Raw genomic sequence first — 14,685 nt, 5'->3', positions numbered from 1 at the left:
CAAAGCAGTTATTAAAAGCTAACAGCTAAAGGCTAAAAGCTAATAAATCCCCTCTCATGTCAGACATTTTACGTTATCATGCCGAACAGCTTTTTGCACAAGAGCTGGAAGAATTGAAAAAGCAAGACTCCGGAAAGCGCCCGCACAACTGGTTGTTAACGCCCCAGTCGGTGGTTACCTACCTGATTGGTGGAAAATTGAAAAACGGTTTTGAGGTAACCCCTAAATATATTGGCAGCAAACGCCTGATGGAAATCGCGGTGGCCACCCTGGCTACCGATCGCGCCCTGCTGTTGTATGGTTTACCCGGTACTGCCAAAAGCTGGGTAAGTGAACACCTGGCCGCTGCTATCAGTGGTGATTCCACCCTGATTGTGCAAGGTACTGCCGGCACCAGCGAGGAAAGCATCCGTTACGGCTGGAACTATGCCCGCCTGCTGGCGGAAGGGCCTTCCCTGAACGCACTGGTGGAAACACCGGTAATGCGCGCCATGAAAGATGGTAAAATTGCGAGAATAGAAGAGCTGACCCGCATTGGCGCCGACGTACAGGATACCCTGATCACTATCCTGTCGGAGAAAACACTTCCTATTCCGGAACTAAACACAGAAGTACAGGCCTCGAAAGGATTTAATGTGATTGCCACCGCCAATAACCGCGATAAGGGAGTAAACGAACTATCCAGCGCTTTAAAACGTAGGTTCAATACCGTTATATTACCGGTACCGGATTCTATGGAAGAAGAAATTGATATCGTTAGAAGAAGAGTGGAAAGCTTCGAAAAAGTGATGGAGCTGCCGGCAGAAAAACCGGCGCTGGAAGAAATCCGGCGCATCGTTACTATCTTCCGGGAGCTGCGTAATGGCGTAACACTGGATGGTAAAACCAAGTTGAAATCACCCGGAAGCACCCTGAGTACCGCAGAAGCTATCTCAGTGGTTAACAATGGGTTAGCATTAGCTGCTTACTTTGGTGATGGAACCCTGAACGCCGCAGATCTGGCCGCTGGCATCATGGGTGCGGTGGTGAAAGATCCGGTACAGGATAAACTGGTTTGGCAGGAATACCTGGAAACGGTTGTTAAAACACGGGAAGACTGGAAAGATGTTTACCGTGCCTGCAGGGATTTGAACTAAGCTGTTAGCCTTTAGCTATTAGCTTTTAGCAAATGCAGCGGAGATTTGCTGGTATGTTAAGCTATAATGTTACAAACAGCATAGCTACAGCAAAGGAGATACTAGCAGCCGGGAAAAAAATCCATTTTATTTATTACTAATTGCTAATTAAACTTTCAAAATAAAATGATAATCAGTTATTTATGATTATTTTATTTTGAAAGACAACATAGGCTATCATCTGCTTAAAAAACAACCATCTGCTCATTGCAAATGAGAACATTTTAAGCCATCAATAGCTGTCATCCTCTTAAAATAAAATTATCAGCTACCTCGGGTAATGATTGTTTTTTAAGGAGATAAATAGCTGATCATCTACTTACAATAAAATATTAAGCCGCAACGGGTAATATTGTTTTCAGGGAGATGATTACCGCTGACCACTTATTTTTTTACGATTAAGCACCACATATGTCCGTACATATTTTAGGTATCCGGCACCACGGACCTGGCTCTGCCAGGAATGTAAAAGCTTTCCTTGAAGAGCTGCAACCGGATATTGTGCTGATAGAAGGCCCTCCGGAAGCAGATGCATTGCTGCAATGGGCAGGTCATGAAGACCTGCAGCCACCGGTAGCCATCCTCGCCTATCAACCTGACAGTCCGCAGAAAGCCTGCTTCTATCCGTTTGCAGATTTCTCACCGGAATGGCAGGCGATGTTGTACGCCAAACAACATCGCATACACGCCCGCTTCATGGACCTTCCACTGGCGCACGTATTCGGAATGGAAAATGAAGCGGCCACCAAAGAGGCGGCGGCAAGTGAAACAGCAGAGCATGATAGCGCCACAGCTAATGCTATGCAGCGGCTACACAATGGCCAGGACATCACAGCAGCTCCTGATGCGGCGACCTTACTCTCCGCCCGCGATCCGATGTCACATTTGGCCGCTGCGGCCGGCTATGACGACGGCGAAAGATGGTGGGAGCATATGTTTGAATATCGCCTGGAACAAGCGGCTGTTTTTGAGGCCGTCAATGACGCCATGCAGGCCCTCCGCGAAGAACTCCCCCGGAAAGAAGACCGGAAGGAACAACTCCGGGAAGCCTGGATGCGGAAGTGTATCCGTCAGGCGGAAAAGGAAATGTTTCAGCGGATTGCCGTAATCTGTGGCGCCTGGCATGGGCCGGCGCTGCAAAACATGCCCAAACAAAAAGACGACAACGACCTACTAAAAGGACTCCCTAAGGCCAAAGTGGAATGCACCTGGATACCATGGACGTATAGCCGTTTGAGTTACGAGAGCGGTTATGGCGCCGGTATTCCTTCCCCCGGATGGTATGAACATATCTGGGAACATCCCACGGATGATGGTACCCGCTGGATGGCAGGTGTAGCCAAATTGTTCAGGGAGCAGCAACAGGATACCTCTGTAGCCCATGTCATGGAAGCCGTAAGGCTCGCCAATGCCCTGGCCTCCCTGCGGCATTTCTCCAGGCCGGGCCTGGAAGAATTAAATGAGGCCACCCTTAGCGTGCTGTGTAATGGAGAAAGTATCCTGATGCAACTGATCCGGGACGAACTCATTGTACGCAACCGGATCGGCAAAGTGCCCCTGGAAGTACCTACTCCACCCCTGCAGGCCGATATCGCCAAATGGCAGAAGAAACTACGATTGCCGCAAACGGCAGATTTCAAGGACTATATCCTGGATCTGCGCAAGGATACAGACCTGGAAAGAAGTATTTTCCTGCACCGTTTACAACTGCTGGAAATACACTGGGGCAAACGCACCGAAATAGCAGGTAAGGGTACCTTCAAGGAACAATGGCGCCTGCAATGGGACCCGGCCTTTTCAATCGACATCATTGAAAAAGGCAGCTGGGGTAATACGGTCGCCGAAGCCGCTACCCGCTATGTCACCCACAGCGCCGAAAATACTGCCACGCTCCGGCAGGTATGTAACATGCTGGGCTCCGCCATCCCGGCAGAACTGCCCGCTGTAGTGGAAGTTTTGATTCACCGGATCAATAACCTGGCTGCTGCTTCCGGTGATGTGTTACAGCTGATGGAGGTGATTCCTTCACTGGTAAACATCAGCCGGTATGGCAACGTCCGTAAAACAGATGCGGCACTGGTAAATGGTATCACAGAAAGCATGATCAGCCGCATCTGTATCAGTTTGCCGGCCGCCTGTACTTCCGTAGCCGAAGATGCTGCCCTTGCTCTGCTGGACCTCTTCTACGCCATGAATGATGCCATCAGCCTGTTACAACAGGCCCCGCTAACCAACGCCTGGCTGGAAACATTACAAGCTATTTCCCGTAATGAGCAATCTGCGCCCATGATAGCCGGCTACGCTACGCGGCTGCTGTTCGACGCCAAAATCCTGGAAGGAGAAGCGCTCAGCAAAGCCTTCAGTGTATCCATGTCCGTAGCCAACCCGCCTTCCCTGGCAGCCGCCTGGCTCGAAGGATTCCTAAGAGGCAGCGGAACCTTACTGCTACTGGATGACAGCCTGTGGGGAATGGTACATCATTGGGTTTCTCAGCTGGAAAATGATATTTTCATACAGGTATTGCCGTTATTACGCCGCACCTTTTCTAACTTTACCGCCCCGGAAAGAAAAAAACTGGGCGACAAAGTGAAGAACGGTGGCAGCAGTAACAGCATAAAAACCACTACCAGCGGGGGCCTCGACGAAGAACGTGGAGCCAGAGGTATCCCGGTGGTGATGCAGTTACTCGGATTGGATGACTCAAAATTGTTAGCAGATGGAGCATGAAGAACAGATTCGCAGGTGGCGGCTGGTGCTGGGAGGATCCCAGAATGATGGTACCGGCTTTTCGTTAAATAAAACGGACCTGCAGGTAGATAAAACACTGGAAGCCTTATACGACAGCACCCGGCAGGGCGGCTTAGGACCTTCGTCACCCAACGTGAGCCGGTGGCTGGGCGACATACGCAGCTACTTCCCCTCCTCTGTAGTGCAGGTCATGCAACAGGATGCGCTGAAACGACTGAACCTGACCCAGATGCTCTTCGAAAAAGAGATGCTGGAAAACGTGGAAGCAGATGTTCACCTGGTGGCTACCCTGATGACTTTGAGCCGGGTGATCCCGGAAAAAACCAAAGATACTGCCCGGCAGGTGGTCCGGAAAGTAGTGGACGAACTGCTGAAGAAACTGTCGCAGCCCACACAACAGGCCATCAACGGCAGCTTAAACCGCAGTGCGCGGAACAGGCGTCCTCGTCACAACGAAATCAACTGGGACCTGACCATCCGGAAAAATCTACAGCACTACCAGCCCGCCTACAAAACCATTATCCCGGAAACCCTGATTGGATATGGTCGTAAGCGGTCGGCACTCAAAGAGGTGGTGCTTTGCCTGGACCAGAGTGGTTCTATGGGGACTTCAGTAGTATATTCTGGTATCTTCGGAGCGGTCATGGCATCTATCCCTGCCCTAAAAACACAAATGGTTGTTTTTGATACCGCCGTTGCCGATCTTACAGAAGAATTACAAGACCCGGTAGAATTACTGTTTGGCGTTCAGCTGGGCGGTGGCACTGATATCAACGCCGCATTAAAATATTGCGGACAAATTATCAGCCGGCCCACCGATACCGTATTGGTACTGGTCACCGATCTTTTTGAAGGCGGCGACGAAAAAAACATGCGCAAACGCTTTACCGACCTGGCGGCAGCAGGGGTGCAGGTAATCGTATTACTGGCACTAAACGATGAAGGCGCTCCCAGCTACGATCATGAAAATGCACAGTTCCTCGCGAACCTGGGCATACCGGTATTTGCCTGCTCTCCGGATAAATTCCCGGATATGATGGCCATGGCACTAAGTAAACAAGATGTTGCCCAATGGGCCGCAAAAGAAGATATTGTGCTGAAAAAATAATGAATCTATTTATACCTTATGCCGTACAACAAGGAAGACATACTACCGCTGCTTGAAAAACTGAACTTGACTATCTATGAAAACAATGAACCTATTAGAACCGGGGTAGCTTTCCTTACTGGGCAAACATTACAACCTCCCCTGTTTAACAACGCGGAGGAGGCCCGCACCCTCGGGGTATTTATTCAATTGCTGCAGGTACCGGAACATTGGAACGACAATGACCGCCTGGTACTACAGCTCATTTCCTCACCCGACACCTGGAAGGTGTGCCAACCACTTTTTTTATCCCGCGTGGTCCCTATGATGGACCTGCCGGGTACTTCCTCATCCATTGTACTGCGATTCAGTTATTTTACCAGCTTCCTCCAACAAAGAGGCTGTACACCAGAAGAAATAGGCTCTCAACTCATCAGCTATTCCGGTGATGGCAACAACTTCGACCTCGCCCCACTGAAATTTACGCCCCTGCGTAAATTTCTACAGGACCTGATCAAAAGCGCCGAACGATATGTCATAGATGACTACCTCACTACCTGGAAACCTAAAAACTGGAATTCCCTTTTCTATCGGCTGCTGGCCAAAGGCCACCCGGAACGGGAAATGGAATACCTCGAAAACATGCTGCTGCCATCGGGCAACCTTCCCGACCAGTACGAACTATCTAAAGTATTACTGCAAAACAACCTGCAGAAATATGAGCCACTCATAGAGAAAGCCACTGAACAAGCACAGTTACGGCCAGATCATGCCGCCGCTTTACATGGCTATCATCTGTTGGCACATCATCTGCCGGAAAAATACCAGGAAAGGCTGATACAATCAGCCTACAACTACCTGGACCTCCCTAAAACAGGCATGGAAGACCGCGCATTAACCGGTTCACTGGTAACAGGTTTGTGGATACCAGATGTGCTCCCATCAGGCATACTGGCCATCCGTGAACTGTTGCAAAAAGACCAGACCGCTCTCCTGCCCTATCTAAATAATTACCTGGCGGAGCAACGCTACCTGCACCCGGATACTTTCCAACTGCTGGTAGATGAACTTGGCAATGCCGCAGTCCCCCTGTTGCTGAACGCCCTCGACCACGACTACGACGCGCGGGTAGTATTACCAGCGCTCACGCAGTTACCGGTTGGATTGTATATAGAACAACTATGGCCATTTGTATACCATAAACTAAAATCAGTTCGTTCACTCGTTGCCGTTGTACTGGCGCAACATCCGCAGGCAATGGAGCGGGCAGCAGAACTCTTATTAAGCACCAAAGCAGATCAACGTCTCACGGGCGTTCAAATCCTCGTCCGGCTCCATCACCCGCATGCCATCACTTTGCTGCAGCAGATATTGCAGAAAGAAGTGAACGACGATGCGCGTGACCTGATGCTGGAAACCCTGGACGACCATACCATTACCGGCGAAGATGATCTCGCCGTAGTTACACAGCTGGTGGCCTATGCCAAGAAAAGAGGCAAGTTGTCCAAACCAGCAGAAAAATGGCTGGACGACAGCAGTATGCCGCCACTCTACCTGTTGAGCGGCGAAGTGGCCTCTATAGAGATGGTGCGCTTCCTCTTTTACCGCATGAGCCGCACCAAAGAAATCCATGCTGACATGGAAGCCAAACCATTCCTGCGCTTGGTGGACCGTACCCGTAGCGGGGATTTCGCCAATCATCTCTTCCAGTTGTACATCGACAGAGGTGGCGATGCGAAATTCAAATACCTGATGACGCTCGCTGTACTGGTGGGCGATGATACCCTTGCAGCCAACCTGCGGGTGGCCCTGCAATTCTGGATTGATACGAAGCGACTCAAAATGGCAGAACATGGCGTGGGCGCCCTGGCCCTCCATGGCAGCAACCAGGCGTTACGCATGGTGGAATACCTCTCGCGCCGGTACCGCACCCGCAAGCCAAATGTAGGTGCAGCTGCGTTGGCAGCCCTCCAACAAACCGCAGCGGAAAGAGGTATGAGCCTGCACGATTTAGGCGACCATATAGTACCCGATTTTGGCTTTGACGGATTATACAAATCCTTTGAAGTAAAGAACGATGTGTACCGGGCTTACCTGGATCGTAATTTCAAACCGGCTTATATCAACCATAACAATCGTCAGCTGAAAGCTATACCAGCCGCCGCTTCTGCAGAAATCAGGGAATCGTTCAAAGCATTGGCCAAGGAAGTGGCGGAGACCGTGAAATCACAAACTCCCCGCATGGAACACTTCCTGGTAACACAACGGAAGTGGCGTGCCACGCAATGGCAGCAATTCTTCGGGCAACATCCGGTGATGTTTGTATATGCCGGCCGCCTGGCCTGGGGACTTTTTGATGAAGAAGATCAACTGATCACTTCTTTCTATTGCCGGGAAGACGGCGCCCTGCTCACGCTGGCCGATACCGTCATCACCCTGCCGGAAAATGCTTCCGTACGCATGCTTCACCCGGTATACCTGGACGCAACTACCTTGCAACAGTGGAAACATAAATTTGCAGCACTGAATATTACACCGGTCTTTCCTCAATTGGAAAGACCGGTGGCTGCGCTGTCTCCGCAGCAGGCCTATAGTACGCTGGTACACGACTTCGAGGATATTTCCATGGAAAGTAATATCCTGAACCAGTATATGGAAAAGAAAGGCTGGCAGCTCAGCGAAGGCAGTGATGGCAAATTTGTATATGCCTATCACAAAACCGACGATGAGCATCAGCTCGAAGTAATTGTGGAGATGAGCAGTGTTTACAATGAAGACAGCTTCCGGTATAAATTAGGCAAACTGTACTTTATAGATAAAACCAAAACACAGCAACGCTGGTTCCGCAGCACCGATAAAGAAGCGGTAGACTGTCTGCTGCCACTGAAGAATGTGCCACCGGTATTTTATTCGGAAGCGATTACGGACATTTCGATTTCCCGCGATCAAACCGCATTGGCATAGCTTGTTTTAAATCACGGGATTTTATTTGTATTTTTTCACCTTCACAAGTGAACATGAACAATTTAAAATCCTACGTATGTTAAAACTACGCAATACCCTGGCGGGGGCCTTTATGCTACTGCTATCAGCCAGTACCCTGCCCCTCCAGGCCATTCATATTATTCCGCAGCCCTCGGAAGTAAAAACATTGTCCGGCACCTTTACATTATCCGGCGCCACTGCTATTATTCCCGGCAAGAGCGCCGGCGAGGCCAATCAGCTGCAACAAGCCCTGCAGGAAACCTTTGGCCTTTCACTCTCTCTGAAACCTGCTGCCCAAAAAGACTTCATCCGTTTGACGTTAAATGAAAAATTAAAACAAGACCTCGGTGCAGAGGGCTATCAACTATTGGTACAACCCGGTGGCATCACCATTACGGCCGCTTCTAATGCAGGCATTTTTTATGGTATACAATCATTGCGTCAATTAATCATAACTAACGGAAACGCATATACTGTAGATGCCGTATCGGTGAAAGATAAGCCCCGCTTTGGTTGGAGAGCCTTTATGCTGGATGAGGGCCGTTATTTCAAAGGTGATGAAACTGTGAAACACCTGTTGGATGAAATGGCACTGCTGAAAATGAATGTTTTTCACTGGCACCTTACCGATGACCAGGGCTGGCGCATAGAAATCAAAAAATATCCCCTGCTTACTACTGTAGGAAGTAAAAGAGATTCTACGCAGATAGGCAGCTGGGGCAGCAAAAACTTTGATGGAAAAGTACATCAGGGCTTTTACACCCAGGAACAAATCAAAGACATAATCAAATATGCCGCCGACAGGCACATCACCATTGTACCGGAAATAGAAATGCCCGGCCATTCCAGCGCCGCCATTGCTGCCTATCCCTGGTTAGGTACCAAAGACGAACCCATTAAAGTGCCAGGCACTTTTGGCGTACATTATGATGTTTTCAATGTTAGTAATCCTAAGGTAATCACCTTCCTCCAGGATGTACTGGATGAAGTAAGCGCGCTGTTTCCTTCTAAAGTTATTCATATTGGTGGTGATGAAGTAAAATATAATCAATGGAAAGCAGATGCTGGTGTACAGTCTTACATGGCAGCGCATAAACTGGCTTCTCCGGCAGATTTACAAATCTTCTTTACTAACAATATCTCCGTTTACCTGTCTAAAAAAGGCCGTCGTATGGCGGGCTGGAACGAAATCATGGGCAGCAAACTCCATGAATTTACAGACAGCAAAGATGTAGCTGCTACGGAAAAACTGGCGCCGGGTACCATCGTTCAATTCTGGAAGGGAGAGCTCAACCTCATTACGGATGCGGTGTCTAAAGGGTATGATGTGGTGAATTCCTATCATGCCGCTACTTACCTGGACTACAGCTATAGTGACATCTCCCTGGAAAAAGCATATAACTTCGATCCTATTCCGGCGGGACTGGATCCAAAATATCATTCAAAGATTTTGGGGAGTGGTTGCCAGATGTGGGGGGAATGGATACCCGATAATAAAGCGATGAACCACCAGGTATTCCCAAGACTGGCAGCTTATGCGGAAGATGGCTGGACAGTGCCAGCCAATAAAAACTTCACACAGTTCCAGGAGGCGTTGCAATTTTTCTATGCGCGCTGGGATAAGGAAGGAATAGGTTATAATAAATAAGTGTACAATAAAAAGAGAAGCGACGAACGAAAGCCACTACTGCTTTTGTCCGTCGCTTCTCTTTTTTTGGCAGGCTCACTTCACCGGCAACAATTTCATCGTATCTCCTTCCTGCTTCAGATCATACAAAATGATTCCCAGTGTATTGGCTGTCAGCGCATCTGATGCACCTTCCCGGTACACCGGGTAAGTGCGGACCAGGTTTTTCCCTTTAATAGCGAAGCTGTCCTGTCCGCGGTAGGTGGCCTGCTCCATTGTATCAATGGCGGAAACATCAATACGGATGATAGGATGCTGTAGCTCAAAGCCATAAACTTTCCCATATTGCCCGGTCCCTTCAGATAACATGGTACAATAAATTTCAGGCCGGCCATTTCCATTCAAATCCGCGACCAGCACATTTCTCAGCTGTCCTTTTACATCTTTCTCTATCACACTGTCAGCTACTGTTGTATCTTTCTTTGACCCAACTGCCAGGACCAGGTCGCGCATATAGGCATTGCCTTTAGTTATTACGGCGATGCGGTAATCACCGTAGGTGGTATCGCGTTCTACTGATTTACTGTCTGTGGTATTGGGTGTAACCGGCGCTTTATTGGCCGAATCATGCGCTGCCTGTTCTGCCTTATTCTGCATAGGATTATTACATGCGCAAAGCGCTGCCACTACGAGAAGACCGGCCATACTTATTTTATTGTACCACATAGCTGTTATATTTTTCTAAAGATACCAGAGAAAAATCAAGGATCAGTTTTAATACCGCCACAAAAGCAGTGCCTTATTCGATCACTCTCCATGTGTCCCTGTTTCCCCTGATTGACGGGCAAAATCCACAATTTCTGCATGATGTTTCAGGCCGGTAAATGCCTTTGAAAAGAGACAACTAAAATATGCTCAGGCAATTATAACAAATGCAGCCTTATGCGCCTAAAGAAGCATGATATGTGCATATGTACTACCTGGACATAAATCTTTATTATATGAAAAACCTTCCGGCAACTATTGGATTCGTGGTGATACTGGCCCTGTTTGTTTTTTTTAAGGGAAATCCGGACCGTGCTGTGCTGGCTGGCCCGGTAAATGATCCCGCTAATATTGAAATTTTCCAACAGGATACTTTCCCACCTAAGCCACTGGATACTACCATGAGACATCATAAAAAGGACAAGAAAAAAATGGATACAACGTGGAAACATCGAAGAGATACGTTGTAGACAATTACGAATTACGAATTACGGCTTTGTAAGAAGGTCATAGCGAATAAAATTCGCGTGTACTATCTTCTTACAAAGCCGTAATTCGTAATTCTATTTCTATTTCTCCAGTGTTCCGAACAGCCCATTCTTATAGTCTGCCATAGCTTGCTCAATTTCTTCAGCAGTATTCATTACAAAATTATCTTTGGCGGCTACCGGTTCATTAATAGGTTCGGCGCAAAGATAGAGTATCCGGGTGTTTTCGGACGCTGTGATATGAATATCTGCCTGCTCATCGTCTTTATCAAAAACAATGAGATGGTAGCCATTTACATCTGTTCCGTTCACTTTCAAACCACCGTCAATTACATATAATAGGGTCCAATATCCACGTGTAGCCGTTAAGGTTACTTCTTTCCCTGCTTCGATGTTTCCCCAGATGGCGGTAATAGGTGTGAAATTTTTCAGCGGTCCTTTTTTACCTTCATAATCACCGCTTACCAGGGTGAGGTGTACCCCATCTTTTACCGCTACGGGTGGCATTTCCGTGCCTTTAATATACTGGTACCAGGGCGCTTCGCCTTTATGGGTAGCAGGCACATTGAACCATAGCTGCAACAGTTCATAGTTCCCTCCTTTCTCCAGGAATCCGGCAGAAGGGCCTTCACTGTGCAGGATACCTTTCCCGGCAAACATCCATTGTACGTCGCCACCATTGACGGTCATGGCGTTACCGGCATTATCGCGGTGATAGCCCTGGCCCTGCAGCATAAAGGTGACTGGTGCAAAACCGCGGTGAGGGTGCGGATGCAGCCGGTCTTCCGGTGATCCCGGGGCGAAATACTTCGCCGGCATATGATGTACCACAATAAATGGGTTGGCAAACCGGAACTGCATAGTGGGTAAGGATTGCCGCACTATTTCGGTATCGGTAATATGTTTTTCCCGTCCTTCCAGGACGTGGAGGATTTTCTTCTCCATAAAAAATTATTTTATCGGATCAGTCTGAGTCGTGCTTTTTCTACAGAGCTACGGAACATTTTAAGGATCAGCACCTCGTAGTTCTCGATGATGATCACTTCACCTTCACGGGGAATGGTTCCGTGGATGTAATTGATTAAACCAGAAAGGGTTTCATAATGTTCACTCTCCGGCAGCGGATAAGGTAACAATTCATTAATATCCGCCAGGTATTCATGTGCGTCCACGATGAAGTTATCATCTTTTTGTTCTACGATGGGTGCTTCGTGGTCATGTTCGTCCTGTATATCTCCTACCAGTTCTTCCAGGATATCTTCCATGGTAACAATCCCCTCGGTATCACCAAATTCGTTGGTCACCACGGCCATTTGCAGGCGTTGGCCCTGGAAAGTACGGAGCAGGTCTTTTATTTTCATGCTGTCTGGTACATAGAATACCGGCTTCATGATGTCTTTGAGATCCTGAAGTGTTTTTTCGTGTACGCCTTTCACCACATCTTTCGTATATACCACGCCCTTCAGTTCATCGAGGGAGCCGCTGAATACGGGATAGCGGGAATAGCCGTCTTTAATCACCTGGTCAATAAGTTGATCCAGGGGGAGATTGATATCGAGCGCTGAAATGTCTTTGCGGTGTGTGAGGATTTCTTTTACGCGGCTGTCGTCAAATTCAAATACGTTCTGGATCAGTTCCCGTTCTGTTTCTTCGATGGCGCCACCTTCCTGGCTTTCTGAGATAATGAGTTTCAGTTCTTCTTCTGAGTGAATTTCCGATTCGCCGGCGGGTGTGATACCGATGAGGCGCAGAATGCTGTTGGCCAGGCCATTGAGCATCCAGATAAAGGGGCGGAAAATGACGAAGAGAACGCGCAATGGTATAGCTACGGCCAATGTGGTAGGCAATGGCTTACGGATGGCCATTGATTTAGGGGCCAGTTCTCCGAAAACGATATGCAAAATCGTGATAATGGTAAAGGCGATGGCGACAGAAACGGCCTCCACTACGCCATGTGAGATGTTGTGGATACCCAGTTTATCCATTCCCTGCAGCACAATGGCGGTCATTACCGACTCACCTACCCAACCGAGGCCCAGGGAGGCCAGTGTGATACCTAATTGCGTGGCAGCCAGGTAGCCATCCAGGTTACTTAACACGCTCTTTGCGGCTGCTGTGGCTCTTTTACCCGCCATGCCGCCTTTGCTGTTGATTTGAGAAGTACGTACTTTAACAATGGCAAATTCTGCCGCAACAAAGAATCCGTTTAATAGCACTAAAATAATTGTCCAGAAAAGTTGCCAAAGCATGTAGTTCGTAGATTGGTTCGCAACCCCAAATATAGGTAAATCAATTTTTATACGTTGTAGTATTTTGGAGAATTACGAATTAGCAATTACGAATTACGGATTTGTGGGGAGATTGTCGTAAACGATTATCGGGTCAATCTCCCCACAAATTCGTAATTCATAATTCGTAATTCGTAATTTTTTCCATATAGTCTACTTATTTCATAGAGTTTATGTATTTTGTGGTGAATTAAGGCATGGTATATATAAAATGGAGAAAGAACTTACTACCCTGGTTGCCCCGGTAGCCACTACCACAGCGGAATCAAAGGCATCATCGCCCGAAATTATCACCACCAGCGAAAACAGCGCATTAAAGAAACAGCGCTGGATATTTGGTTTGGGGGGCATTTTGTTATTGGCGGTCATATTAGGGGTTTCCTGGTGGCAATCGCCCGCTTTCCGCACCTATGTGGAGGATGTACCTCCTGTCTTTTATTATTTCCTGGTTGCCGGTTTTATATTTGCCATGATTGATGGCGCCATTGGCATGTCTTATGGCATCACTTCCACTACCTTTTCTTTATCGATGGGAATTCCGCCTGCTTCGGCCAGTACGGCGGTGCATATATCGGAAATCCTGAGTTGTGGTATTGCAGGCTGGATGCACCAGCGGATGGGTAACGTGAATAAAAAGCTCTTTAAAATACTCATATTACCGGGCATTGCCGGTGCCGTGATCGGCGCCTACCTGCTTTCTTCGCTGGAACATTATGCGATGTATACCAAACCCGTGGTGTCATTATATACCCTGATCCTGGGTACCATCATCCTGTTGCGTGCCATCCGGGCACAACGCAAAAAGCACGTTGCTAAAAAGATAAAAAAAATTGGCTTACTGGGCTTTGGTGGCGGATTTATAGACGCTATTGGCGGCGGTGGCTGGGGGTCTATCGTATTATCTTCGCTGATTGCCGGTGGCAGACATCCCCGTTTTTCGCTGGGCACGGTAAAGGCTACCCGTTTCTTTATCGCGATGCTCAGCTCTCTTACTTTTGTGACCGTACTTTCTCATGTACACTGGGATGCGGTGTTAGGACTGGTAATAGGCAGTGCTATTGCTTCTCCTATTGCTGCCAAGGTGTCCAATAAAATTTCTGCCAAAACAATTATGGTAGCGGTAGCGGTGATTGTGATCCTGGTAAGCATGAAGAGTATTTTCAGCTTCCTGGTAAAAATCATATAGTCTTCTGCGTTAGTCGTCGTTATTCACCACCTGGTTTACTCTCAGGGTAATAGGTTTATTGATTTCATACTGTACCAGTGCTTTGATGGTCACCGCCTCCTTATCGGTGAAGGGTTTACGGGGCAGGTACCGGGGATCAATAGCTACTTGTATTTCCGCCGTTTTATCTTCGAAGAGGTAATTGTTATCACGCAGTTTTTTGGTCACATAGCCGGTAATTTGTACCGCGGTGCTGTCATTATGCAGTTGCCGGGCATTGCGCATCACCTCCCCTATGGTGTAGGTGCGATCCTGCAGGAAAAAGGGCAGCAACAAACAGAGCAGCAAGCTTTTCAT

11 protein-coding genes are annotated in these 14,685 nt (G+C 48.1%); 7 read left to right on the top strand and 4 right to left on the bottom strand.

Annotated features, from left to right (window positions below; genetic code table 11):
- Positions 1-56: 56 nt before the first annotated feature.
- The 5 genes from AC5ZC7_RS09465 (at position 57) to AC5ZC7_RS09445 (ending at position 9,643) form a co-directional block, all read left to right on the top strand.
- Complete coding sequence (locus AC5ZC7_RS09465) at positions 57-1,136, top strand: AAA family ATPase (protein ID WP_496159552.1); 1,080 nt, start codon at positions 57-59, stop codon at positions 1,134-1,136.
- Between the two features lie 450 nt (positions 1,137-1,586).
- A complete protein-coding gene (locus AC5ZC7_RS09460; RefSeq protein ID WP_496159553.1) occupies positions 1,587-3,902 on the top strand; it encodes a DUF5682 family protein in 2,316 nt (771 codons plus the stop codon).
- The gene (locus tag AC5ZC7_RS09455; protein ID WP_496159554.1) at positions 3,892-5,031 is read left to right on the top strand and encodes a VWA domain-containing protein; all 1,140 of its coding nucleotides are present in this window, start codon (positions 3,892-3,894) and stop codon (positions 5,029-5,031) included. Before AC5ZC7_RS09460 ends, AC5ZC7_RS09455 begins: the two co-directional genes overlap by 11 nt.
- Before the next feature lie 18 nt (positions 5,032-5,049).
- Positions 5,050-7,974 carry a DUF4132 domain-containing protein gene (locus AC5ZC7_RS09450; protein WP_496159555.1) on the top strand — a complete coding sequence of 975 codons (2,925 nt, stop codon included), beginning with the start codon at positions 5,050-5,052 and terminating at the stop codon, positions 7,972-7,974.
- Positions 7,975-8,050: 76 nt separating this feature from the next.
- Complete coding sequence (locus AC5ZC7_RS09445; protein WP_496159556.1) at positions 8,051-9,643, top strand: family 20 glycosylhydrolase; 1,593 nt, start codon at positions 8,051-8,053, stop codon at positions 9,641-9,643.
- Positions 9,644-9,718: 75 nt separating this feature from the next.
- Here AC5ZC7_RS09445 and AC5ZC7_RS09440 read toward each other — a convergent pair whose 3' ends face one another.
- Entirely contained in the window at positions 9,719-10,348 is a 630-nt protein-coding gene (locus AC5ZC7_RS09440) for a hypothetical protein (RefSeq protein WP_496159557.1), read from the bottom strand.
- A gap of 275 nt (positions 10,349-10,623) precedes the next feature.
- Between AC5ZC7_RS09440 and AC5ZC7_RS09435 the strand changes: the two genes are divergently transcribed.
- Entirely contained in the window at positions 10,624-10,857 is a 234-nt protein-coding gene (locus AC5ZC7_RS09435; protein WP_496159558.1) for a hypothetical protein, read from the top strand.
- A gap of 99 nt (positions 10,858-10,956) precedes the next feature.
- Here the strand turns inward: AC5ZC7_RS09435 and AC5ZC7_RS09430 are convergent, their stop codons facing one another.
- The gene (locus AC5ZC7_RS09430; protein ID WP_496159559.1) at positions 10,957-11,820 is read right to left on the bottom strand and encodes a pirin family protein; all 864 of its coding nucleotides are present in this window, start codon (positions 11,818-11,820) and stop codon (positions 10,957-10,959) included.
- 11 nt (positions 11,821-11,831) lie between these two features.
- Positions 11,832-13,124, bottom strand: a complete 1,293-nt coding sequence (locus AC5ZC7_RS09425; RefSeq protein WP_496159560.1) for a CNNM domain-containing protein — start codon at positions 13,122-13,124, stop codon at positions 11,832-11,834.
- Between the two features lie 250 nt (positions 13,125-13,374).
- Between AC5ZC7_RS09425 and AC5ZC7_RS09420 the strand changes: the two genes are divergently transcribed.
- Positions 13,375-14,349, top strand: a complete 975-nt coding sequence (locus AC5ZC7_RS09420) for a TSUP family transporter (RefSeq protein ID WP_496159561.1) — start codon at positions 13,375-13,377, stop codon at positions 14,347-14,349.
- Between the two features lie 9 nt (positions 14,350-14,358).
- Here the strand turns inward: AC5ZC7_RS09420 and AC5ZC7_RS09415 are convergent, their stop codons facing one another.
- On the bottom strand, positions 14,359-14,685 hold the full coding sequence (locus AC5ZC7_RS09415; protein WP_496159562.1) for a NirD/YgiW/YdeI family stress tolerance protein: 327 nt from the start codon (positions 14,683-14,685) through the stop codon (positions 14,359-14,361).

This window comes from Chitinophaga sp. 9-1-y (assembly GCF_059511905.2).
Note: the sequence above shows the minus strand (reverse complement) of the source record. Positions and strands in the feature narration are given on the sequence as shown.